Annotated in this window: 14 protein-coding genes and 1 pseudogene; 2 read left to right on the top strand and 13 right to left on the bottom strand. The window is 57.2% G+C overall.

Features of this window, described 5'->3' with window-relative positions; genetic code table 11:
- Window positions 1–19: 19 nt before the first annotated feature.
- The 9 genes and pseudogenes from QN062_RS01115 to QN062_RS01075 form a co-directional block, all read right to left on the bottom strand.
- On the bottom strand, window positions 20–2,047 hold the full coding sequence (locus QN062_RS01115; protein WP_369341804.1) for a dipeptide ABC transporter ATP-binding protein: 2,028 nt from the start codon (window positions 2,045–2,047) through the stop codon (window positions 20–22).
- Window positions 2,048–2,080: 33 nt separating this feature from the next.
- Window positions 2,081–3,067: an ABC transporter permease gene (locus QN062_RS01110; RefSeq protein ID WP_369341803.1), complete on the bottom strand. Its 987-nt coding sequence runs from the start codon at window positions 3,065–3,067 to the stop codon at window positions 2,081–2,083.
- Window positions 3,068–3,077: 10 nt separating this feature from the next.
- Window positions 3,078–4,004 carry an ABC transporter permease gene (locus QN062_RS01105; RefSeq protein ID WP_369341802.1) on the bottom strand — a complete coding sequence of 309 codons (927 nt, stop codon included), beginning with the start codon at window positions 4,002–4,004 and terminating at the stop codon, window positions 3,078–3,080.
- Between the two features lie 182 nt (window positions 4,005–4,186).
- Window positions 4,187–5,710: an ABC transporter substrate-binding protein gene (locus QN062_RS01100; protein WP_369341801.1), complete on the bottom strand. Its 1,524-nt coding sequence runs from the start codon at window positions 5,708–5,710 to the stop codon at window positions 4,187–4,189.
- Window positions 5,711–6,196: 486 nt separating this feature from the next.
- Window positions 6,197–7,945, bottom strand: a complete 1,749-nt coding sequence (locus QN062_RS01095; protein ID WP_369341800.1) for an ABC transporter family substrate-binding protein — start codon at window positions 7,943–7,945, stop codon at window positions 6,197–6,199.
- Window positions 7,946–8,083: 138 nt separating this feature from the next.
- Window positions 8,084–10,155 (bottom strand): annotated as a pseudogene (locus QN062_RS01090) (dipeptide ABC transporter ATP-binding protein).
- Between the two features lie 154 nt (window positions 10,156–10,309).
- Window positions 10,310–11,275: an ABC transporter permease gene (locus tag QN062_RS01085; protein WP_369341799.1), complete on the bottom strand. Its 966-nt coding sequence runs from the start codon at window positions 11,273–11,275 to the stop codon at window positions 10,310–10,312.
- A gap of 18 nt (window positions 11,276–11,293) precedes the next feature.
- Window positions 11,294–12,277, bottom strand: coding sequence for an ABC transporter permease (locus tag QN062_RS01080; protein ID WP_369341798.1), 984 nt, complete (start codon window positions 12,275–12,277; stop codon window positions 11,294–11,296).
- Window positions 12,278–12,457: 180 nt separating this feature from the next.
- Complete coding sequence (locus QN062_RS01075) at window positions 12,458–13,411, bottom strand: tyrosine recombinase XerC (protein WP_369342488.1); 954 nt, start codon at window positions 13,409–13,411, stop codon at window positions 12,458–12,460.
- Between the two features lie 304 nt (window positions 13,412–13,715).
- Between QN062_RS01075 and QN062_RS01070 the strand changes: the two genes are divergently transcribed.
- Both QN062_RS01070 and QN062_RS01065 read left to right on the top strand, forming a co-directional pair.
- Window positions 13,716–14,702: an ABC transporter ATP-binding protein gene (locus QN062_RS01070; RefSeq protein WP_369341797.1), complete on the top strand. Its 987-nt coding sequence runs from the start codon at window positions 13,716–13,718 to the stop codon at window positions 14,700–14,702.
- Window positions 14,699–17,329, top strand: a complete 2,631-nt coding sequence (locus QN062_RS01065) for an ABC transporter permease (protein ID WP_369341796.1) — start codon at window positions 14,699–14,701, stop codon at window positions 17,327–17,329. The genes QN062_RS01070 and QN062_RS01065 overlap by 4 nt, the downstream gene beginning before the upstream one ends.
- A gap of 38 nt (window positions 17,330–17,367) precedes the next feature.
- On the opposite strand, the gene QN062_RS01060 is transcribed toward QN062_RS01065, so the two are convergent.
- From QN062_RS01060 to typA, 4 genes are all read right to left on the bottom strand, one after another.
- Complete coding sequence (locus QN062_RS01060; RefSeq protein WP_369342487.1) at window positions 17,368–18,453, bottom strand: prephenate dehydrogenase; 1,086 nt, start codon at window positions 18,451–18,453, stop codon at window positions 17,368–17,370.
- A 219-nt stretch (window positions 18,454–18,672) separates the two neighbouring features.
- On the bottom strand, window positions 18,673–19,665 hold the full coding sequence (locus tag QN062_RS01055) for a prephenate dehydratase (protein WP_369341795.1): 993 nt from the start codon (window positions 19,663–19,665) through the stop codon (window positions 18,673–18,675).
- Complete coding sequence (locus QN062_RS01050) at window positions 19,662–20,294, bottom strand: alcohol dehydrogenase (RefSeq protein WP_369341794.1); 633 nt, start codon at window positions 20,292–20,294, stop codon at window positions 19,662–19,664. The genes QN062_RS01055 and QN062_RS01050 overlap by 4 nt, the downstream gene beginning before the upstream one ends.
- 171 nt (window positions 20,295–20,465) lie before the next feature.
- On the bottom strand, window positions 20,466–22,388 hold the full coding sequence (gene typA, locus QN062_RS01045; protein WP_369341793.1) for a translational GTPase TypA: 1,923 nt from the start codon (window positions 22,386–22,388) through the stop codon (window positions 20,466–20,468).
- Window positions 22,389–22,488 lie beyond the last annotated feature (100 nt).

Here is a 22,488-nt window from a genome sequence, read left to right as displayed (position 1 = left end):
AGCGTCATCTTCGAAGCGTTCATGAGTCGAGCCCCAGACTCAGGTTGCCGCCAGGAATCGCATCCAGCAGATCCTTCGTATATTGCTGCTGCGGATGGTCGAAGACCTCATCGGTCGTTGCATGCTCGACCAGCCGTCCGTGCTGCATGACGACGACCTCGTCCGCGATCTGGCGCACTACTGCGAGATCGTGGGTGATGAACAGATAGCTCAGCCCGCGTTCGGCCTGCAGATCGTTCAGGAGTTCCAGCACCTGATTCTGCACCAGGACATCAAGTGCCGAAACCGCTTCGTCACATACGATCACACTGGGATTGAGCGCCATCGCACGCGCGATGGCGATGCGCTGGCGCTGTCCTCCCGAAAGCTCGTTAGGATAGCGGCGCATGACGGACTGTGGCATCTCGACCATGTCGAGGAGCTCTCTGACCCGTTCCGCGCGAGACCTGGCATTGCCGACCTTGTGAATGCGCAGCGGCTCCTCGACCGAACGGAAGATGGAATACATCGGGTCAAGTGATCCATATGGATTCTGGAACACGGGCTGCACGTTCCTGCGGAATGCGAGCATGTCCCTGCGATTGAAGTCGGCCATGTCACGGTCCTCGAAGCTGACCTTGCCGGAGGTCGGCTCCAGAAGCCGGAGCACCATGTTCGCGACCGTTGACTTTCCCGAACCTGATTCGCCGACGATCGCAAGTGTCGTGCCGCGCTTGACCGAGAACGAGACATCATCGACGGCCTTGAACATCTCGGTTCGACGTGGAAGCTTGAATTCCTTGGTGAGGTGTTCGACGGTGATGATGTGCTCGCTGCGCTCAAGGGTCTCCTCGCCCTTGACCCTGTGCTCCAGAAGGGCGTCCGCATCTTTCCCACGCTCCTTCGCCGAGATGATGCGCTGCGAGGCGAGCGATGGGGCTGCATTCACAAGACGCTTGGTATAGGGATGCCTTGGGTGCTGAAGCACCTCGAGACTCGGCCCGGACTCAACGACTCGGCCTTTGTACATCACGACGATGTGCTGGGCACGCTCGGCCGCCAGACCCAGGTCATGCGTGATGAACAGGACGGCGGTGCCAAGCGAATCGGTCAGCATTCTCAGATGGTCGAGAATCTTCTTCTGCACAGTGACGTCCAACGCACTCGTCGGCTCATCCGCGATCAGCAGGTCAGGGCGCGAAGCCAGACCGATTGCAATGAGCGCACGCTGCCGCATGCCACCAGAGAACTCATGGGGATACTGACGCGCCCTCGTCGCGGCGTCCGGAAGCCCGGCCTCGGCAAGCAGGCCTGCAATGCGGTCATCCATCGTGGCATCGTGCACATGTTCCTTGGCAATTGCCCAGGCCTGCTCGTTCCCGACACCCGCATCGATAAGATCCTGCGCCACCAGCCAGCGAGGTTCGGACCCCGCAACCCAGGAAGCGCCGAAGCGCTTCATCGTCTTCTCGACATTCGCATCGCCCGACTGCTCGAGTGCCTTTCGTGCGGCATCCAGCAATCCTGGCAGGCCTGCGGACGATATGAACGCCTCGTCGTCTTCCTTGCGGACATCGACCTCGGCATTGGCCAGAGTCTTGGACAGGCTGCTTCTTCGCTCATGAGAGACATCCATGCCATTTGCCACAAGAGCCTCTTTGACCTGCGCGCCTATTCTCCATACCGGATTGAGATTGCTCATGGGGTCCTGTGGAACGAGTCCTATGTGCTGCCCGCGGACCTTTTCATATTCCTTCTTGCTGAGCTTGGTCAGCTCACGGCCCTGCAGGTCGATGCTGCCTCCCGTGACCCGACCGGTTCCGGGGAGCAGCCCAAGGACGGACATCGCACTCGTCGACTTTCCGGATCCGGACTCCCCCACGATGGCAACCCATTGACCCGGGTACACGGTGAAGGAAGCGTCACGCACCGCATGAATCGCCTTCTTGGTGTCGGTAGTGAAGTCAACGCTCAGGTTCCTCACCCGGAGCAGGGGCTCATTCGCAGACTGCTGATGGATTGGCTGTGAATCCGGTTTCTCGTTATGTTCGGTCGTCTGATTAGTCATTGTTCTCCTCATTGCCTCTTTCGCGCCGTTCACTCAGACTCTGCTCTTGGGATCCAGGGCGTCCTTCACCGCATCGCCCATCATGATGAAGGCGAGCACGGTTATGGCCAACGCCAGCGACGGATAGAACAGGACCTGTGGGTCCACTCTGAGCAATGACTGTCCATCCGAGATATCGCCGCCCCAGCTGACCACGGTCGTCGGCAATCCGACGCCAAGGAAGCTCAACGTCGCCTCGGCGACAATGTAGGAACCCAGTGAGGTGGTGGTGAGCACGATGACCGGTGCCAGTGAATTGGGCAGCACATGGCGGAAGAGATTCCTCATCGAGGAGGAACCCAATGCGGTCGAGGCCGTATTGAATTCGAGATTCTTCGCTTCAAGAACCGAACCGCGTGTGATGCGTGCGGTCGTCACCCAGCCGAAGAGCGCGAGCACGAGCACGACCTTCCAGATGGAGGTCGAGGTCTTGAACATCTGCAAGACCACGATTGCGCCAAGCAGCATCGGGATGGCGAAGAAGATGTCCGTGATTCGACTCAGGACCGCGTCAAGCCAACCCCCGTAGAAGCCTGCAAGAGCTCCTACGATGCCGCCGAAGATCGTCACTATGATGGTGGTGAGAATTCCGACGCTCACGGAAGTCCTTGCGCCGTATATCACGCGCGAGAACACGTCGCAGCCCTGCTGGTTGAAGCCAAGGATGTGCCCTGCGCTGGGACCGTCCAGTGATTGGGGAAGATTGCAATAGTTCGGATCTACCTTCGTGAAGGCGCTCGGGAAAAGCGCCACGAACAGAATCAGTAGAATCAGTATGCCTGAGAATATGAATAGCGGATTCTTCCTCAGGCTGCGCCACGCATCGGACCACATGCTCGTGGCGACCTTGGTCTCATCGACCGAATCCACGGCCTGAACGGGAGTCTCGTCGATCGGTGCGACGAAGCGTTCCTGACCCGGCAGTGGCGTGGCGATGAAATCGTTTGAATTCTCAGAGATCATGGTATTTTGTTCTGTCATCTGTCCGCCCTCACGCATATCTGATTCTCGGGTCAAGCACCGCATAGAGCATGTCGACCACAAGGTTGCACACCACGAATATCAGGACAAGAATGGTCACGATCGACACCACCAGCGGCCCTTCCCCTCGCAGTATCGCCTGGTACAGGGTGTTGCCGACACCTTGGATGTTGAAGATACGCTCGGTGATCATCGCACCACCCATGAGCGTGCCGATGTCGGTGCCCAGATATGTGACGACCGGTATGAGCGAATTTCTGAGAATATGTCGCATGACCACGGAACGGTTCGACATTCCCTTCGCACGTGCGGTACGCACGTAGTCCTCGCCGATGTTGGAGGAGACTTCCGTCCTGGCAAGGCGGATGATGTAGGCCATCGAAACGCTGCCCAGCACCATCGCCGGCATCAGCAAGTCCAGGAATCCGGGTGATCCGCCGGCTGTGACCGGTAGAATCTGCCATTTGACGCCTATGAAGTATTGCATGACGAAGCCGGTCACGAAGGTCGGGACCGAGATCAGCAGCAGCGAGACGATGAGGATCACCGAATCGTACCACTTGCCTTTCTTCAGACCCGATATGACGCCGAAGATCACGCCGAAGATTCCCTCGAACACGAAGGCCATCAAGGAAAGCTTGATGGTGACCGGGAAGGCACGCCCTATCACCGAAATCACAGGCTGACCTGAGAAGGTCATGCCGAAATTGAGACTCATCGCATTCTTCAGGAACAGCAGATACTGAACGATGAACGGCTTGTCGAGATTATATTCGGCACGAATCTGAGCGGCCACCGCCTCGTTCACCGGTCGGGCTCCGAACATGGCTCTCACCGGATCGCCCGGAAGCGCGAAGACCAGCGCGTATATCAGCAATGTCGTACCGAGAATAACAGGAATCATCTGCAATATTCGTCTGAGCAGATATTTACCCATCGGTCATCTCCTTTTATATGTGTAAGGCCTGACCTCATCGTCAACAATGCGAGCTGCCATGCAATCGTTCATTTCAAAGCAGTGCAAGTATAACAAAGAACAACAGTCTCAAGCCGCATAAATTGAGGAAAGGCATAGCGCATATGCCTTTCCTCTTCTGCTATCTGGACGGTTCGAACCTACTACTTGGTGAGGTTCTGATAGACGGGGACGTTCTTCCAGTTAAGAACGAATCCCTTGACTCCCTTTGCCGCAACGCCTGCTGCATTGCTGTAGTAGAGAGGAACTGCGGGGAGGTCCTTGAGAAGAAGCTCCTCGGCCTTCTGGTAGTAGCCATTTGCCTCAGAGGTCGAAGATGCCTGATCGGCCTTGGAAAGCAGCGCATCGAATGCAGGATTCTTGTAATCGCCGTCGTTGGATCCGTTGCCATCTGCGGCGGCGCTTGAATACAGCGGTGTCAGATAGTCCTCCGCCGACGGATAGTCTGCCTGCCATCCGGTACGGAAGGCAGACGTCACCTTGCGCTCGGAAATGGCCTGGCGGAATGCACTGAACGTCGCGTATGGATTCGTCTCCGCATCGATGCCGAGCGTATTCTTCACCGAGTTCGCGATTGCGTCATAGACGGGCTTCGCGCCACCGTCCGAGTTATAGGCGAAGGTGAGCTTGTCGGAGGAGCTCCAAGGCGAGATGGCATTGGCTTCCTTCCACAGCTTCTTGGCCTCGGTCGGATTGTAGCTCAGCACATCCTTGCCGGTCAGCGAGTCTGAATAGCCTGGTGTCACAGGAGAGGTGTAATCGACCGCAGGGGTTCCAATGCCACCGAGGACCTTGTTCACGATCGTCTTGCGATCGATGGACATTGAGACTGCCGCCCTGCGCAGACGGCCTTCCTTGTCAAGCTTGAAATGTGCCAGGGTCGAGGGGAAGGTGAAGGACTGGAACACCGAGCCCGCCTTGTTATAGGCCTGCACGGTATTGTCGGTCTGGAAGGTCTGCGTGTCGGTGCTGGGAATGGTCTCAAGAACATCGAGGTTGCCGCCCTGGACGTCGGCGTATGCCGCATCCGTGTCGGTATAGACCTTGAAATCGATGCCACCGTTCTTTGCAGGCTGGATGCCCTTGTAATCGTCGTTCTTCACGAGGTCGATGCTCTGGTTATGCGTCCATGACTTGAACTTGTATGGACCGTTGCCCACTGGCTTCTCACCGAAGGCCTTGGGATCCTTGTAGAAGGATGTCGGCAGCGGCGCATAGGCCGTGTATCCCACCATTGTGGGGAATACTGAGCTTGCGGCATTCAATGTCACGGTGAACTCAGTGTCGCTGTTGACCTTCAGTCCTGAAAGCTGTGCGTCGGAGGCAGTGCCCTTTGCCTGAAGCTCGTCATAGCCCTTGATGTTCGAGAAGAAGCTTGCACTGACCTGCGCATTGGTCGCGTCGGCCGCGTAGCTCCATGCCTTGGTGAATGATTCGGAAGTGACCGGGGTGCCGTCGGTGAATTTCCAACCGCTTTTGAGAACGATGGTATATACGGTCTTGTCAGCGTTGGCGGTGATGGACTTCGCCACCTCGTTCTTGACGTTGCCCTTCGTGTCGAAGGTCACCAGCTTCGCAAACATCAGATCGATGGGGTTGCCACCGCAGACCTCGTTGGTATTGGATGGAATCAGAGGATTCTGTGGCTCGCAGCCATAGACGTTCATGACCTGGTCGGTCGATGCGGCCGACGATGATGAACTTGAATTTGAAGAACCTCCACAACCGCTGAGCAACAATGCCAGAGCACTGCCTGCAGCGGCCACGTATGAGAGAGTCTTGAGAACTTCTTCATGTAGCTTTCTCCCTATGTAACCTATCTCTTTATGCAGAACTGTTTCTGCCCCCGAAACGGATGTGCGCTTCCCAAGCGCAATCCCCTTTTGGATTGTTAACTATTCTTACTGCAAAATGTTACGAGTGCAAGTTTTTCTGAGATACCGTTACGCAAAGTTAAAAATCAGATTTCTCCAAGCCTCATGACAGGCAAATACCAGCGTATGCAAACACAACGAAAAGGCATCCATCGGATTGCTCCGATGGATGCCTTGAAATGTGAAGTTCAGATGATGGTCATTGCGCGTTCAGCACAATGCTTCAATTGATTCGTAAGTTGAACTAATTCATCACGAATCCGACCATCACCAAGCGATTCACTTTGCCCAGCCAAGATCTTCCGTATGGTTGGGAACGCCGATGAAGGTCGATGCATATCCTGCAGGACCATAGTTCGCAAGACCCTTCTTGGCGGCGAAGATCGCAGGTCCGTTCGAAGTCGGAATCTGGGCATACAGCTTCTGCGCCTCCTTCTCGGCGGTGTTGAAGAGCTTGATGGCCGACGTCGGATCCTCGGTCTGCACGACCTTCTCCAACTTCGCGTCGATGGACTTGGTGCCCGCGAAGGAATAGTTGGAGTCTGAGTCGGAACCATAGAGCTGATACGACGATGACGAGTAGCCGAAGGGATCGCTTGCAGACCAGCCGAGTCCGATGATCTCCCAGTCGCCGCTGGTGACCGTGTCGGAGAATTCGGAGGAAGCCTTGATGTTGATGTCGAGCTTGATTCCGGCGCTCTTGGCCATCTTCTGCATGGCGTTCGCCTCAGCCTTTATGGTCGGATCGTCGGAGAAGGTCGTGTATGACACATCCAGAGTCTTGCCGTCCTTGGTGAAGTATCCGTTCGAACCGAGCTTGTAGCCGTCGGCCTGCAGAGTCTTCTTGGCATTCGCCGTGGAATACTTCGAAGCTGCCGGCATGTTGTCCTCATACCCTTCCTGGAACTGAGGAAGAATCACCGAGCCTGGGAGCTTTTCACTCCATGAAAGGCCTTGGAAGGAAATCTTGGCAATCTGCGAACGGTCGATGGCCTGAACCAGGGCCTTGCGGACCTGAAGGTCCTTGACGGCGCCGTTCTTCGTATTGATGGTGTAGGTGTTGACGCTTGAGCTATATGCACGTCGGATGTAGGCGTCGCTCACGGACATGACGGTCTTCAGACGGTCTGCGGTCGAGGCACTGGTGACGTCGATCTCACCATTCTTGAAGGCGTTGATGGAAGCTGAGGTCTCCATCTGCTTGAAGGTCACCTTGGTGAGCTTCGCCTTGTTGCCCCACCACTTTGGATTCGGCACGAACACGACCTGTGAGTCGCTGACGGACTGGACGATGTATGGTCCTGCAGCCCACTCGTTATGAGGCTTGTTCTCCCAGCCCTTGGTGAAGGTGGCGGCAGAGGCGGCCTCTGGATTCACAAGATTCTGGAAGAGTGACTGATAGGGATAGTAAGGAGTGGACAGGGTCACGATGGCCTGCTTGTCTGAAGTGCCGCGTGTGACGCTCGCAATCTGGTCATATCCGGCGGTGACGGCTGGCGTGTAGTTCGAATCCTTGCCGTTCAGCGCCTTCCATGTCGACACGAAGGACTTGTAGTCTATTGGCGTGCCGTCGTTGTAGTTCGCCTTGGGATTGATGTTGAATTCAATCGTCTCAGGGTTCGTCGAAGTCAGCTTGACCGAGGTCAGATAGTCAGGATTCGGGGTGGCCTTGCTGCCATCGACCGAATAGTCCCACATCTGTGGCTGATAGAACTTCCACAGTGAAGCCATGTATGCGGTGTTGCCGTTGACGGACAGATTGTTCCAGTCAGGACCGATCTCGGTGATTCCTGCCGTGAAGGTGCCGCCCTGCTTGATCTTGTCCCTGCTCAGCGGATTGCTGTATGCCTTGGTGGCGCTTGGCATGGGCAGCGTGCCCTTGTAGCTCGTCGGCGTTCCTTCGGATGGCTCCGTCTTGTACGTCTGGTCCGATGCGGAACTTCCAGAACCGCATGCAGCCAGGGCTACGACAGCAGCGGCCGAAACGACCATCGCTGAGATCTTGCGAATTGACAATGAATTTCGCATATATTCTCCCCCTATATTCTTCTTCTTCGTCACGCGTACGGATGGCGTTGATGCATCCCCCGCCCGATATAGACAGAGTATACGCGCGGCCTTGATTAACAAATGCGTAATGCTACGCACGGATTGATTGCATGAAAGTCAGAAAGGCCTCACGCTTTCGCTCACTTCCAGTGGGAAGTGGCATGCGAATTCGCTCTCGTTCTCCTGATCTGACTTCAGCCGTGGCCTGACGGAATCGCACATATGCTGCTGTTCAGGCGTCAGCGTCAGCCTGAGCGGGCATCGTGATGCGAAGCGGCAGCCGACGATCTGCTCTGCCGGCGATGGCAGATCACCCTTGAGCAGGATGCGGTGGCGGCTTCGTTCGATTTCGGGATCGGGGACGGGAATCGCCGACAGCAGGGCCTGGGTGTAAGGGTGTCTCGGATGGGTGAATACCTCGTCCGTTTCTCCGAACTCGACGACCTGCCCAAGATACATGACGGCGACGCGATCCGAGATATGCCGGATGACGGCAAGATCGTGGGCCACGAACAGATACGATATCTGCAGCTTCGCCTGCAGATCCTCAAGCAGGTTGATGATGCCAGCCTGTATCGAAACGTCCAGGGACGCGATGGGCTCATCGAGCAGCAGAACCTTGGGACTGGTGGCAAGGGCACGCGCGATGGCGATGCGCTGGCGCTGCCCGCCGGAGAACTGGATCGGGAAGCGATCGACATAGTCAGGATTCAATCCGACGAGCTTCATCAGCTCCCCGATTCGCTGATTGATGTGTTCCTTGGACCAGTGGTGAACCTTCAGAGGCTCCGCCAGCACGTCATATATGGGCATGCGCGGATCGAGAGAGCTCATCGGATCCTGGAAGATCATCTGCAGATCACGGCGCAACGCCTTGCGTTCGGCACGATGCCTGATATTGGAGACATCGTGTCCGAGAACCACTATCTTGCCATTCTCGGGCTTGAGCAGGTTCATGATCTCCATCAGAGTCGTGGACTTTCCCGAGCCGGATTCCCCGACAAGGGCAAGGGTCTCGCCCTGATGGATGTTGAAGGTGACGTCATCGACCGCCGCGACCTTGGCCGTGGTCCGTCTGAACAGGCCGCCACCTGTCAGCGGGAAATGCTTCTCAAGATGCTGCACGTCGAGCACGGTCGGTCGCTTGTCACGCGGCACATCGGCCCATTTCGCAGGCAAAGGCTTGGGAATCGGGAAGACATCGCTGTATTTGACGTTGTTCCTTCGGATGTAATCGAGCTTGATGCAGGCCGCAAGATGACCAGTCTGGGCATTCACCGTCGTCAGCGACGGTTCGAGCTTCGTGCATTCCTCCGTTGCAAGCGGGCAACGCGGCGAGAACGGGCAACCTTTCGGAATGTCGACCAGCGACGGCGGGGTTCCCTGAATGGGGACAAGGCGTTGGTTCGCATGTACATGGGGTTTTGGCACGGCTCCGAGCAGACCCATCGTATAGGGCATGGACGGTGAGCGATATATGGCATCGATGCTTGCACGTTCGACGGCCTTGCCTGCATACATGACCAGCACATCGTCCGCAGCTCCGGCGATGACGCCCAGATCGTGGGTGATGAGCACGACCGCCGCACCCGTCTCCTTCTGAGCGACGGCAAGCACATCGAGAATCTGCGCCTGGATCGTCACGTCGAGCGCCGTCGTGGGCTCGTCCGCTATGATCACGTCGGGATTGTTCGCGATGGCTATGGCTATCATCACACGCTGACGCATGCCGCCCGAGAACTGGTGCGGGAAGCTGGTGAGCCGTTCCTCAGGATGAGGAATGCCCACGATTCCAAGCAGCTCGATGCAGCGTTCGCGTATGTCCTTGGCAGACATGTCAGGATGGTGAATCTTCAAGCCTTCGGCTATCTGATCGCCGATGTTGAACATCGGCGTCAAGGCGGACAGTGGGTCCTGGAACACCATCGCTATCTTTTCGCCGCGGATCTTCGACATGTCCTCGTCGCTTTTGCCGATGAGTTCCTCGCCATTCATCCTGACCGAACCCTCAAGCTTCGCGTTGTCGTCAAGCAGGCCAATCAGCGAAAGTGCGGTCACGGACTTTCCCGAACCAGACTCACCTACGATGCCCAGCGTGCGCCCTCGCCACAGATCGAATGAGACGCCTCGAACGGCCTGCACACGCCCGCCTCGGTCGCGAACGAAACCTTCAGGTCTCGTACCTGCATGATCGGGTCGCCCTGCGGCGCGCCCTTGGGGCCTTCCGATTCAAGCAACTCTGCCTGCAGAATGTCGTCGCGCTCAATTGTATCTGCACTTACCACGTTAATCCCCTTGCTTGTCTCATGTACGCTGTGATATCTCGCATCGACGCCATTGCCTCTAGGCCTCGCCACTCGCCCGAGAGTTGGGATCCATGGCATCCCTCAGGCCATCGCCGATGAGCTGCATGCTGAATGTCAGCAGGATCAGTGCGATGGAGGGGAATATCAGCAGCCAGGGAGCCGTCATCGTCGTGCTTGCGCCCGTCTGCAGAATCGAACCCAGCGAGACATCAGGGGCCTTGATTCCGAGACCAAGATATGACAGTGCGGTTTCGGAGTTCACGGCGCCGACGACTCCGAGAACGGTGTTGATGATGAGCACCGATCCCAGATTGGGAATCAGATGCCGCAGGATGATCTTGAACGATGAGACCCCCATGAAACGTGCTGCCTTGACATAGTCACGCTCGCGCAGTGACAGCGTCAGGGTTCTCAGGATTCGTGCGTAGCCGACCCAGCCGAACATGGTCAGGCCGACGATAAGCCAGATCCAGCCCGCCGTGGCGTTCGCGGCGCGAACGATGATGGCTATCAGCAGGAAGGTTGGGATGACAAGCAGCATGTCAAGCACCCACATGCCCACACGCTCGAACCAGCCTTGGAAGAACGAGATCGCTGTGCCGATGATTGCAGCGATGAAGGTCGTGGCGACCGAGGTGATGATGCCTATCATCAGTGACTTGCCCAGCCCATGAACCAGCAGCGCGAACAGATCCGAACCGCCAGGATCGGTACCCAGCCAGTGGGATGCGCTCGGACCTGCGGAAAGCGCGGTGAAATCCGGATCGTCGAAGGACCATTTGCTCAGATGCGAACCGAACAGCGCCAGCACAATCAGGAGCAGCAGTATGACGACGCCCACGATGGCGCTCTTCTGACGCATGAAGCGCCTGACGATCAGTCCCAGATAGCCGATATGCTTCACATTTCCAGAAGTCTCGTCACCCTGGACCGGTGGCGTGTTCAGATTATCCTGTGCAGCCTGCACGGTTGCGGCGGTATTCGTTGCTGTGGAATCACTCATTGTCGTTCACTGTTCCAATCAACTCATTTTTATGCGCGGATCAAGCCACGCAGAAACGATATCTGCCAGAAGGGCTCCTGCAAGCGTGCATACGCCGCCGAATGCCGCGATGGCGACAGAGGAATTGATGTCATTGTTATTGATTGCCGTGATGAAATAGTTGCCGATTCCATTGATGGCAAAGATCGACTCGGTTATCACGGCACCTGTGAAAACGGAGGCTATCGAGAATGCGACGTTCACGGCGGTCGGTATCAGCGAGGCACGGAGCGCGTGCTTGCGAATCGCCTGTCGCTTCGTCAGGCCCTTGGCGCGGGCCGTTCTTACGTAGTCGGCGTGCATCTCGTCAAGCAGATAGGTGCGCTGCGTCAGATGGTAGGTGACCATGCCCAGAATGGTGAGCACGATCGTCGGCAGGAAGAGATGCTGTCCGAAATCGGCGAGCTTGAGGAACAGGTTGCCGCCCGAGTAGCTGGAAAGGCCCGTGACATAGAACAGACGGAATCCAAACCAGTCATTGACGCTGATGGCTGCGAACACGACGATAAGCGCGAACACTGCGGTTGGAATGACGAGGAAGAAGGTCGCGAAGGATCCGAAGAGGCGGTCCTGCCACTTGTATTGGCGTTCGGCCGTATATATGCCGAGCATCACGCCGAAGAGTATCGACAGGATGGTCGCCAAGGTGACGAGTTCCGTCGATGCCCAGATTCGCGGAGCCAAGGTGCTGTTGACGGAATCCAACGTTGGCGTCAGACCCCAGTTCCAGTGCATGACGATGTCCTTGAGCCAGGTGAAGTAGCGCGACAGCACAGGAGTGTGATCGTTGATGTTCGCCAGATCCAGGCTTCGATCGATCGAAGCCTGTGGCGGCCGAGGCGTGCGTTGCTCGTAGTTCGAGCGAGGATGCATGAACGAGGATGCAAGAAAATAGGTGAATGAAATGGCAACGAACAGCATGACTACATAGTTCGTTATGCGTTTTGCTATGAATTTCAGCATGAATCTGTTGTACCCCTACCCCGACGTCTTTCTGTCGAGCGGCATGCAACTCCCCCAGCTGCTGAGCGCAGCGTACCTCTGCGCCAGCCCGACATGTTCATACTAGTCGCAGTTTTTGGATTCCGGTGCACATGCGGGGCGTAGAGACGGATTTTTTGCTCAGACCTTGCAATATATCACTTATTCGCGTGGAAATGCCAGGGCGTATTTCGCCTTTAATTGCTCGATTGAAACATGCGTGTAACGTTGCGTCGTGCTCAATGAGGAATGTCCGAGCATTTCCTGCACCTCGCGCATGTCGGCACCGCCATCCAGAAGGTGGGTGGCCGCGGAATGACGAAGCGCATGCGGACTGATGTCTGGGACATGCGCCACTTCGGCATGTCGGTGGACGAGCTCCCTTACCTGGCGCTGACCGATGCGTCCACCCTGTGCGCCAAGGAATGCGGCGTCGGCATCAAACCTAGCGCTGCTTGCCTTTTTCAATATCTGTGAGCGTGGACCCTCGAGCCAGGCCTGCAATGCCCGCGCCGCAGGATTGCCAAAGGGCACGACCCTCTGCTTGTTGCCCTTCCCTGTGATTCGGACGGTGCGCTGCGAGAAATCTATGTCCTGGACGTTCATCCCCGTAAGCTCTGCGACACGCATGCCCGTCGCATACAGCAGCTCGAGTATCGCGGCATCGCGTATTGCCAGACATGATTGCGTCGAATGCCTTCCCTGCACATCGCCGGCATCGATGGCATCGTCATCGACCTGATCCATCAGATCCTTGGCCTCATGTTCGGTGAGCACCTCCGGCAGGACCTTGGGAAGCTTCGGAGTCATGAGCGAGGCGGCAGGGTCGTTCTCAATGACGTCATGCGCCAGGCAATAGGCGAAGAATCGACGGACTGCGGCAGTCTTGCGAGCGACGGATGACTTGGCGTGGTCCTGGGCGACATCGGCCTGCCATGCACGCAAATCCTGGATCGTGACCTCGGCGAGCGTTTCCACGCCCATTGACCTCAGGATCCTCAGGCATTGACGGATATCGGAAGAGTACGCCCTGACCGTCAGCCTTCCCGCACCGACGACCGCGAACATGTATGTGTCAAAGGCATCAAGCCGATCCTCAAGGCGCATCGCCGCAATCCTCCAATCCCATTGAAGCCGCATCGTTCAACGATGACTTGCACGCATTCGGATTGCACCATGTCATCACGTGCATTCCGCGATTCCACTGTAGCCGCGATTCATGTCCAGGGAAACGTCAGGGGTCGCATCCAGCTGCAGTGGGAAGTCCCTTGCCGACTGCGCTTACGAATAAACTTCCACCAGCCGGACCGGGCATCACTCTAGGATGAAAGGGTAGAAACCTAGTTGTGATAATTATTCACAGTCGCACATTGAGCATCAGGGAATGTGCAACGAACAACCTGATATGGATTGGTAAGTTATGGCCCGTCATGCAGCACACGAAGCTCGCTCACACAACAATTCCGCTGAAGATGCCCGTCCAACGCAGTTCGGGGGCATTCCCGGCGACGAAGGCATCGGCTCGTCCACGAACGATGGGAATGGGATCGTGGCATCCGCCAGTGACCTGACAAAGACCTATGGCACCCACGATGCCGTGGTAACGGCACTCGACCATGTCAGCGTCGATTTCGAACGTGGGAAGATGACCGCCATCATGGGCCCCTCAGGCTCGGGAAAGTCAACGCTCATGCACTGCATGGCTGGGCTGGACACTCCGGATTCCGGCACCGTGCTTGTGGAAAGCCTTGAAGTCTCATCGATGACGCAGAAGCAGCTCACCAAGCTTCGCCGTGAACAGATCGGCTTTATCTTCCAGTCATTCAATCTCATTCCCACACTGAGCGCCGAAGAGAACATCGTGCTGCCGCTTGAGATTTCGAAGAAGAAGATTGACCGTGACTGGTTCAATCATATTGTCGATGTCGTCGGTCTGCAGTCACGCCTGACGCACCGTCCGAGCCAGCTTTCCGGAGGTCAGCAGCAACGCGTCGCATGTGCACGGGCGATGATGTCACGTCCATCGGTGATATTCGCCGACGAACCGACAGGCAATCTTGATTCCAAATCGAGTGGCGAAGTGCTGGGCTTCCTTAAGTCCTCGGTGCAACGCTATGGTCAGAGCATCGTCATGGTCACCCATGATCCGCGCGCAGCATCCTATGCGGACCGGGTGCTGGTGCTTGCCGACGGACGCATCACCAATGACATGAAGCAGCCCACATATGACGAGATTCTCGCGGTGTTCGCAGAGGAGGGGGCGGACGACCACGATGCCGACCGATCAGACAGTGGGATGGCCGAAATGGACGAGGGCGTCAGAGACGAAGAGTCCACGGAAGCCGCGGCACCGGTCGACTTCCCTGAGGACGGCAATAACGGCGACGAGACGGGATTGAAGCTGTGATCAAACTAGGTCTTAGAGACGCTCGCTCTCATTTCTCTCGATTCGTGATGTCGATTATCGCCATCGCGCTCGGCGTCGCATTCGTCGTCGGCTCATTCTGCTTCAGGGAGATGCTGAACAACCAGGTCAGCGAAATGCTCTCCACGAATGCGGACGCCGACGTCTACGTTCGTGGAACCGTGAAGAACACGGACGATTCAAGCACTTCCTTATCCAGCAGTTCGGACTACAATCTCATTTCCGACTCCCTGATAGACACGGCAAGCCATGTCGAAGGAGTGAGCGGCACTTCCCCGCTCTATACGGTCTCGGGACTCGTGCTGGTCGGCAAGGATGGCAATGCCGTCGCAACGACGGGTGCGCCTACCCTCGCCACGGGTTTCAGCAGCAAGGATTCCTGGCGTTCCGTCACATTCACTTCAGGCACCTATGCCAAGAATTCCAGTGAGCTTGCCTTGGATTCCTATGCCGCATCTCGCGCAGGACTGAAGGTCGGTGACAGCACCACACTGGTCTATCCGACAGGTCCGGCGAAGGTCAAGGTCGTCGGCGTATTCTCGACCAAGTCAAGTCAGGCCGGTGCGATCATTCTCGGCATCGATGAGAGTGGCGCAAAGGCTCTCTACCAGCAGACATCTGGCTCTACGACGAAAATCGATGAGATAGGCCTGTATGGGAATGCGAATCATGGAAACGCCCTCACACAGCAGCAACAGCAGCAGCTTGCGGACAAGGTCAACGCTGCCATTCCATCCGGCTCCAAGGCCACTGCCATAACGGGCGATGAGATGCGGGCCGAAAAAACCAAGTCGACGCAGGATTCACTCGGATTCATTCAACCGATGATCCTCATCTTCGCACTGATAGCGCTGTTCGTGGGATCGTTCATCATAGCCAACACCTTCTCGATGATCGTCCGCGAATCCATGCGTGGATATGCTCTGCTTCGCTCTGTCGGCGCCTCGCCGAGCCAGGTATTCCTCACGGTCGTGATCCAGGCGATCGTGTTGGGCGTGGTCGGTTCAGGCATCGGCATCGGACTTGGCTGGGGCATGATAAAGCTGATCGTGTATGGAATCAGTCAGTCAGGGTCCACACTCACCGGTTCATCCAATCCGACCGTTCCCGACATGATCGTGGGCGTTATCGTAGGCGTTGCCGTTTCGCTGATCGGAGCCGCGCTGCCAGCGCGCCATGCGTCGCTCGCCCCGCCATTGCAGGCCATGAACGAGACGGTCAACCCCGAGAAGCCGACGCGTGTCCGAGGCATCCTCGGCTTTGCGATGATCGTTTTCGGAGTCGGCTTCTGGTGTCTGTCATGGATACTCTCGAATGACGGAAAGCAGACGCCTTGGGATTGGTTGAATTCCACCAATCCGGCCATTTCATTGGGCATTGGCGCAGCACTGATTCTTCTGGGAACGATCGTCATGGCCCCCGCCATCGTGCAGCCTGTCAGCAGGATTCTTGGATGGATACCATCGCTCGCATTCCCCGTGACGGGCCGTCTGGCCTCTCGAAACCTGGCCCGTTCAAAGCGTCGCACTGCCAATACGGCTGCCGCTCTGTTCGTGGGCGTCGCCATAGTCAGCTGCCTCGGCGTGATGGCATCCTCCGTGAATGCCTCCGTTTCGGGCATCATCGAAAGCGGCATCAAGGCAGACTTCGCAGTCCTCGCCAATGGGGGCATGGGCAGAATTCCCCAGCAGGGCATCGATGCGATGAAGAAGGTGAAGGGGGTCAAATCCATCAGCAGCATCGCCTACATGATGGACATAAGCTACCCAGGAACGACTGACAAGCCCACAACGTACATGGCTCAGCCTTCGCTGTTCACCGATGTCTACGATCCCGTCGACACCGCTGGGAACGCCAAGCAGGCAATGGACAAGGGCCAGCTCGTCGTATCCAAAAGCGTGGCCGATGACAATGACTGGCAGGTCGGTCAGAGCATCTCGGTCAAATCCGCGCAGGGTACCGAAAAGCTGACCATCGGTGCGATATCGGACAACTCCATATTCTCAGGCAGCATATATGTGAATCAGGAGACTGCTGCCAAGCTCACCACAGAATCTACACGGTTCATCGCCCAAGCCTATGTCAAGGCCGATGCAGGGCAGAATCTCAAGAATCTCAAGGCTGACCTGATCAAGGCCGTCAAACCGTATTATGTGATCAGCGTGATGACCAAGGACGAATACAAGTCAAGCATCAGCTCAATGGTCAATCAGGTGCTGCTCATTCTCAACGCCCTGCTCGCCCTGTCCATCCTGATTGCCATCTTCGGGATCGTAAATACGCTCGCACTCTCTGTGTCCGAAAGAACGAAGGAGATAGGGCTGCTGCGGGCGATCGGCGCCGGTAGAGGACAGATACGCGGAATGATTGCGATCGAAGCATCGATGATATCCGTATTCGGCACGATTCTGGGACTGATCGTCGGCACTGCCGCAGGGGTCGTCATTCGAAGGCTCTATGCAAGTCAGGGACTCACCGAGCTCAACATTCCGGTCGGCGAGCTCGTGGGCTTCGTGATTCTGGCGATACTCGTCGGCATGATAACCAGTCTGCCGCCTGCGAGAAAAGCGCTCAAGGTTCCGGTGCTCAATGCGGTGGCCAGCGAATAGACCGCCTGCCTTATGCCAGCGCCGTGGATTCCCAGCAGTCAGAGACTACGAGTGACGACGGTGGCCGCGTGCGTGCCAGTGAACCGGATCACCCGTTCTCCTGACTGCGCTGATCCGAGTAGATATCCCTGCCAACCCTGCTTCGGTATGACGATGTCACGCTCGCCTGCCTGCCCCTGCTGCCCGTGAACATGGGCGGCAGGGCACGAGACGTCGCTTTCACGGCGCTTATATGCCCTGAACGGTTCTGGCGATTGGAAGAACCTTCGCAGCTCCTGCCTTGCGCCATGGACCGACGCCTCTGTGGCATCCATGCCATCAAGCTGTTCGAGCGAGTCTGCGACAGTGCCAAGCCTTGCTGCCATCTTTCTGAGCAGGGCCGAGACATTGACCGCATCCTCCTCGACCATGGCCATCGTTCTATCGGGATCGGTCAACGAGACCCGTGTCATGTCGCGCCATGAACCGGCTGCGAGAGCCGCCTCCACATTGCGGTTGCCGGAATCGACCAACATGGCGGACAGCGCCGTCGAGACGACGTGAGGCATATGGGATATCATGGCGGCACTCGCATCGTGAATCTCGTCGTTCAAGGTGATGACTGCGTTGCCGACGCCTTGCGTGACCATGTCTGCGACTGTGAGATATCTGTCATAGGAAGTGGACTCCTCGACGCTGAGCGCCCACAGCGCACCGTCGAAAAGCTTCGAATCAGCCGCGGCAAATCCCGATCTTTCATTCCCAGCCATCGGATGAGCGCCGACATAGCAATCGGCAAGCCCTGCCTCCTCGACCTGTCTGCGGACCATCGCCTTGACGCTTCCCACATCGGTCAGCGTCGTCGATGCGGAGATGACGGGCGCAAGCCTTGCAAGCATCTCGGGCATGGCGGCCAGTGGCGTGGCAAGGATCAGGACGTCAGGCTTGCCAGCGGCAAGCTCCTCAAGCGAGTCGACGCAGCGAATGCGATGGGACCTTGCAGCTTCGTATGGCCTGTCGTTATGATTCCACGCGACGACGAAGCGACCGCGTTCGGCTAACCGCAATGCAAGCGAACCCCCGATAAGACCAAGTCCGGCAATCGCAATCTTGTGCGCCGATCTGAGAATCTGGGAAGCCTCCATTCCGGGCATCGGATGCATCTCATCAGCACCTTCGAAACCCGCACCTGAGAAACCCTTGCCTGCAAAACCCGCCTCTGCGACAGCGCCGACGGCGCCGGGTTCATTCCCATGCCTTCCCTCATTGACGGCTCCCGATCGAGCCATGTTCACATCATCACTCATGCCAGATTTCCGATCTTCCCTTGTTCCTTTGACGATCGCGCTACCTCCCCTCGCAGCTCATATGAACTGTGACAGCAGGCTCGTTCTTGTCTCGTCCGGAGACTGCCCGGTCCTGCCACCTGCGCCGCCGGACGGCAGCATCCATGATGTGACCGGTGGGTCCGGGCGTTCTCGGCGTGGATAGACGGCGAGCGTCTTCACCCAATCCCCCTTCTCGATGATGGCATGAAGTACCCGCTTGAAATGCGGCTGCCATGGAGCTGCGTCGATGGTGGCGATGAAGCTGTACGTTCCATCATGGCCCTTGATCGGACGCGATATGAAGCTGGTCATGTTCAGTCCAGCGTCCCTGAGCAGATCGAGCAGTCCGGCAAGGACCCCGGCACCGGTGCTCAGCGGGATGAAGGCCAGCACGGACTCATATTCCTGCTTGGGGTCTCCGTCCCTCATCAAGTCTTCCGCCATGCCGCGTGGAGACAGCAGCAAGAAATCAGTCCTTCCGCCCCGATAGTCCTGGACTGCCTGACGCTTCGTCTCAAGTCCATACAGCTCGCCGCAGATGTGAGGTCCCAGAGCGATCTGACCAGGCCTGACGTCCCTGCACGCCGCAGCGTTCGAAGATGCCGGGACTTCGCGAAGCCCCAGCTCATGCGTGAATCTTCGGCATTGGGCCAGACCGTGCGGGTGAGCGACGACCTCGACCAGCGGATCATCGTCACCGGGCAGCATGAATGCATCGAATTCAATGTCAACGCTGAGCCGCCCGCAGCCAACGACATGCTCGGCATCGATCAGTCCGTCGAGGTTCGGTACGACGTATCCCTCGACATTGTTCTCCCATGCGATGACGCCGAATGCATCGCCCCCGTTGACGGCTTCGAATATGTCCGAGACATGCTCCACCGGCCTCATCTCCGCTTCGGTTCGCAGACCCTCATCCTTGGGGTGTCTGCGTACAGGCAGTGCGTGAAGCTTCGGCAGGAATCCCTTCGCCGCAGCATGAGTGAAAGAACCCTGCGGCCCCAGATAGAGCAATGGAAGTGCGTTCATGATTGCGGCTGCCCATGACTGGCGTCGTCATCGTGGCTCTTCTCGACCATGCTGGCCAAGGGTGCAGACTCTTCGCCATCCTCTTGCGTCATCGAACCCACGCCGTCGGATGGGGCAGCATCGGCATCCAATGCAGCGCTTCGAGCATCGGAGAGCCTTGGCACGACCGTGAACCAAGGCAGCGGAAGCATTGCGATGACGAATTGAACGAGAATGAGACCCAGAAGCCAGAAGTATCCGACATGCAGCCCGAAGAAGGTGGTGAATGCCTCCCCGCCAACAGGAACCAGCACATCACCCATAAAGCCCTGACCTGCAAGCATGGTGGCACCGAAGCACGATGCCGTCAGATGCAGGACAAGACCGATGATGCCGCTCCTGGCCCGAGCCTCCCATGCGGATGTTCCGACAAGGATCAGAGCGAGCACCAGCCCATATGGAATGTTCTCGGAAGCTCCCATGCGATGCACGGGGGTGGCGATGATGGCCACGACGAATCCCAGAACCAATGAAACGAATAGCCGAACCCCCACGTTGGGACGAAAGGTCCATGGGAGCAGTGAGCGATCCTCACTCTTGCGATTCACGCTCAGCATCATCGAACTCAGTCTGTCTGCACCGGATTTCATAGGATTCAGCCTAGTACAAGCCACGTTCAACGGTCCACATAAAGGTTTTGCGGACTTTCCGCAAGGCATCGGCGTCAGCGGACGCCCATCTCGGACGAACGCGCCGACATCCGAATCCTGCCTCGGAAAGCCCGCAATCCATGCAGCTTCGCTGCTCCTGACCTCAGTCGATCACTTGTTCTTGTTCTGGCGACGCTGACGCGAGTTCCACTTGTACCACTGATCGCGGTCGAGGATGATCTTGCGCACGCGAATCGATTCAGGCGTCACTTCCACGCATTCATCCTCATTGGCGAAGTCGAGAGACTCCTCAAGGCTCATGTCAATCGGAGGCGTCATGGTTTCGAGGACGTCTGCCGTGGCGGAACGCATGTTCGTCATGTGCTTCTCAAGCGTCACGTTGATGTCCAGGTCCCCTGGCTTGTTCGCGACGCCGACGACCTGTCCCTCATAGACGGGTGACTGCGGCTTGACGAAGAAGCTGCCGCGGGCCTGAAGCTTCTGCATGGCATATGGACTTGCCTTGCCTGCACGGTCGGCAACCATGGAGCCATTCTGGCGTGTGGTGATCTCACCGGTCCAGGGAGCGTATCCTGCCGAAAGCGAGGATGCGATGCCCGTGCCACGCGTGGCGCTGAGCAGCGCAGTCCTGAATCCAATCAGGCCACGGGATGGAACGGTGAAGAGCAAACGCACCCAGCCGGAGCCATGGTTGCTCATCGAATCCATGCGACCCTTGCGGTCAGCCATGAGCTGTGTGATGGTGCCCATGTATTCCTCGGGAACGTCGATGGTCGTGCTTTCCATTGGTTCGTTCAGCTTGCCATCGATGTCCTTGGTGACGACCTGAGGGCGTCCGACGGTGAGTTCGTAGCCTTCACGGCGCATTTCCTCAGCGAGCACGGCCAGGGCCAGCTCACCGCGTCCCTGGACTTCCCATGCATCTGGGCGCTCCGTAGGCACGACCTTGATGGACACGTTGCCGATGAGTTCATGGTCAAGGCGATCCCTGAGCATGCGGGCAGTAAGCTTGTGATCCTTGCCTTCGGTTCCGACAAGCGGTGAATCGTTGGTGGCGAATGTCATGGATATGGCGGGATCGTCGACATGAATCAGCGGCAGAGGCTTCGGATCGTTGGGATCCACGATTGTCTCGCCGATCATGATGTCCGAGACGCCTGCAATCGCGACGATGTCGCCGGGACCAGCCTCGTCGACGGGAGTGCGGTCGAGTCCGACCGTGCGGAGGATCTCGGTGAGCTTGAAGTTCTCGATGGACCCGCCGACACGGGAAAGACCATAGGTCTTGCCCTTCTCGAGGTTTCCGTTGTATATGCGGACCAGACCGAGACGACCAAGATAGTCGGACGCATCGATGTTGGTCACATGCGCCTGGACGGGAGCACCCTCCTCATATTCAGGTGCTGGAATGTTCTTCAGGATCGCATCGAAGAGCGGCTCCAGATCCTCGTTGTCGGGAACGTCACCATCGGCCGGCTGCCTTGTGGAGGCATATCCCGCCTTCGCGGCGCAATAGATGACCGGCAGGTCAAGCAGCGAGTCGATGTCAAGGTCAATGCCCTCTTCGCTGACATCCTGTGCAAGCCCAAGCAGCAGGTCGGTGCTCTCTGAGACGACCTCCGAAATACGGGCATCGGGACGATCGGTCTTGTTGATTGCAAGAATGACGGGAAGCTTGGCTTCCAAGGCCTTGCGAAGCACGAAACGAGTCTGTGGCAGCGGGCCTTCCGAAGCATCCACGAGCAGCACGACGCCATCGACCATGGAGATTCCTCGCTCGACCTCGCCACCGAAGTCGGCGTGGCCTGGCGTGTCGACCACATTGATCGTGATGCCTTCTGGCTCATTCAATTCCGCGGCGAGCGGGCCGGTATATTTCACAGCCGTGTTCTTCGCCAGGATGGTGATGCCCTTCTCTCGTTCCAGAGCATTGGAATCCAGAACTCTGTCGGGAACCTCTTCGCGCTCGGAAAACACATGCGACTGCTTGAGCATCGCATTAACCAACGTCGTTTTACCGTGATCAACGTGAGCAACAATCGCAACATTCCTGATATCACCGCGTACCGCCATTACAACCTCATTCTGTGGGTAACAATCCAAAGGAAGATCATCCTTGGAAGACAAGAGTTCCTAAACCTCGGCAATTCTAGCCACATTTATAGACTTATGG

Origin of the sequence: Bifidobacterium sp. WK012_4_13 (genome assembly GCF_041080835.1) — a bacterium.
GTDB classification, from domain to species: Bacteria; Actinomycetota; Actinomycetes; order Actinomycetales; family Bifidobacteriaceae; genus Bombiscardovia; species Bombiscardovia fermentum.
The sequence above is the reverse complement of the archived record's forward strand: the minus strand, read 5'-3'. Positions and strand labels throughout refer to the sequence as shown.

What these genes read in the sequence shown, in the direction of transcription:
- QN062_RS01115 (WP_369341804.1), bottom strand. Translation starts at nt 2,047, where the DNA reads ATGACTAATCAGACGACCGAACATAACGAGAAACCGGATTCACAGCCA.
- QN062_RS01110 (WP_369341803.1), bottom strand. Translation starts at nt 3,067, where the DNA reads ATGACAGAACAAAATACCATGATCTCTGAGAATTCAAACGATTTCATC.
- QN062_RS01105 (WP_369341802.1), bottom strand. Translation starts at nt 4,004, where the DNA reads ATGGGTAAATATCTGCTCAGACGAATATTGCAGATGATTCCTGTTATT.
- QN062_RS01100 (WP_369341801.1), bottom strand. Translation starts at nt 5,710, where the DNA reads ATGAACGTCTATGGCTGCGAGCCACAGAATCCTCTGATTCCATCCAAT.
- QN062_RS01095 (WP_369341800.1), bottom strand. Translation starts at nt 7,945, where the DNA reads ATGCGAAATTCATTGTCAATTCGCAAGATCTCAGCGATGGTCGTTTCG.
- QN062_RS01085 (WP_369341799.1), bottom strand. Translation starts at nt 11,275, where the DNA reads ATGAGTGATTCCACAGCAACGAATACCGCCGCAACCGTGCAGGCTGCA.
- QN062_RS01080 (WP_369341798.1), bottom strand. Translation starts at nt 12,277, where the DNA reads ATGCTGAAATTCATAGCAAAACGCATAACGAACTATGTAGTCATGCTG.
- QN062_RS01070 (WP_369341797.1), top strand. Translation starts at nt 13,716, where the DNA reads ATGGCCCGTCATGCAGCACACGAAGCTCGCTCACACAACAATTCCGCT.
- QN062_RS01060 (WP_369342487.1), bottom strand. Translation starts at nt 18,453, where the DNA reads ATGGAGGCTTCCCAGATTCTCAGATCGGCGCACAAGATTGCGATTGCC.
- QN062_RS01055 (WP_369341795.1), bottom strand. Translation starts at nt 19,665, where the DNA reads ATGAACGCACTTCCATTGCTCTATCTGGGGCCGCAGGGTTCTTTCACT.
- QN062_RS01050 (WP_369341794.1), bottom strand. Translation starts at nt 20,294, where the DNA reads ATGAAATCCGGTGCAGACAGACTGAGTTCGATGATGCTGAGCGTGAAT.
- typA (WP_369341793.1), bottom strand. Translation starts at nt 22,388, where the DNA reads ATGGCGGTACGCGGTGATATCAGGAATGTTGCGATTGTTGCTCACGTT.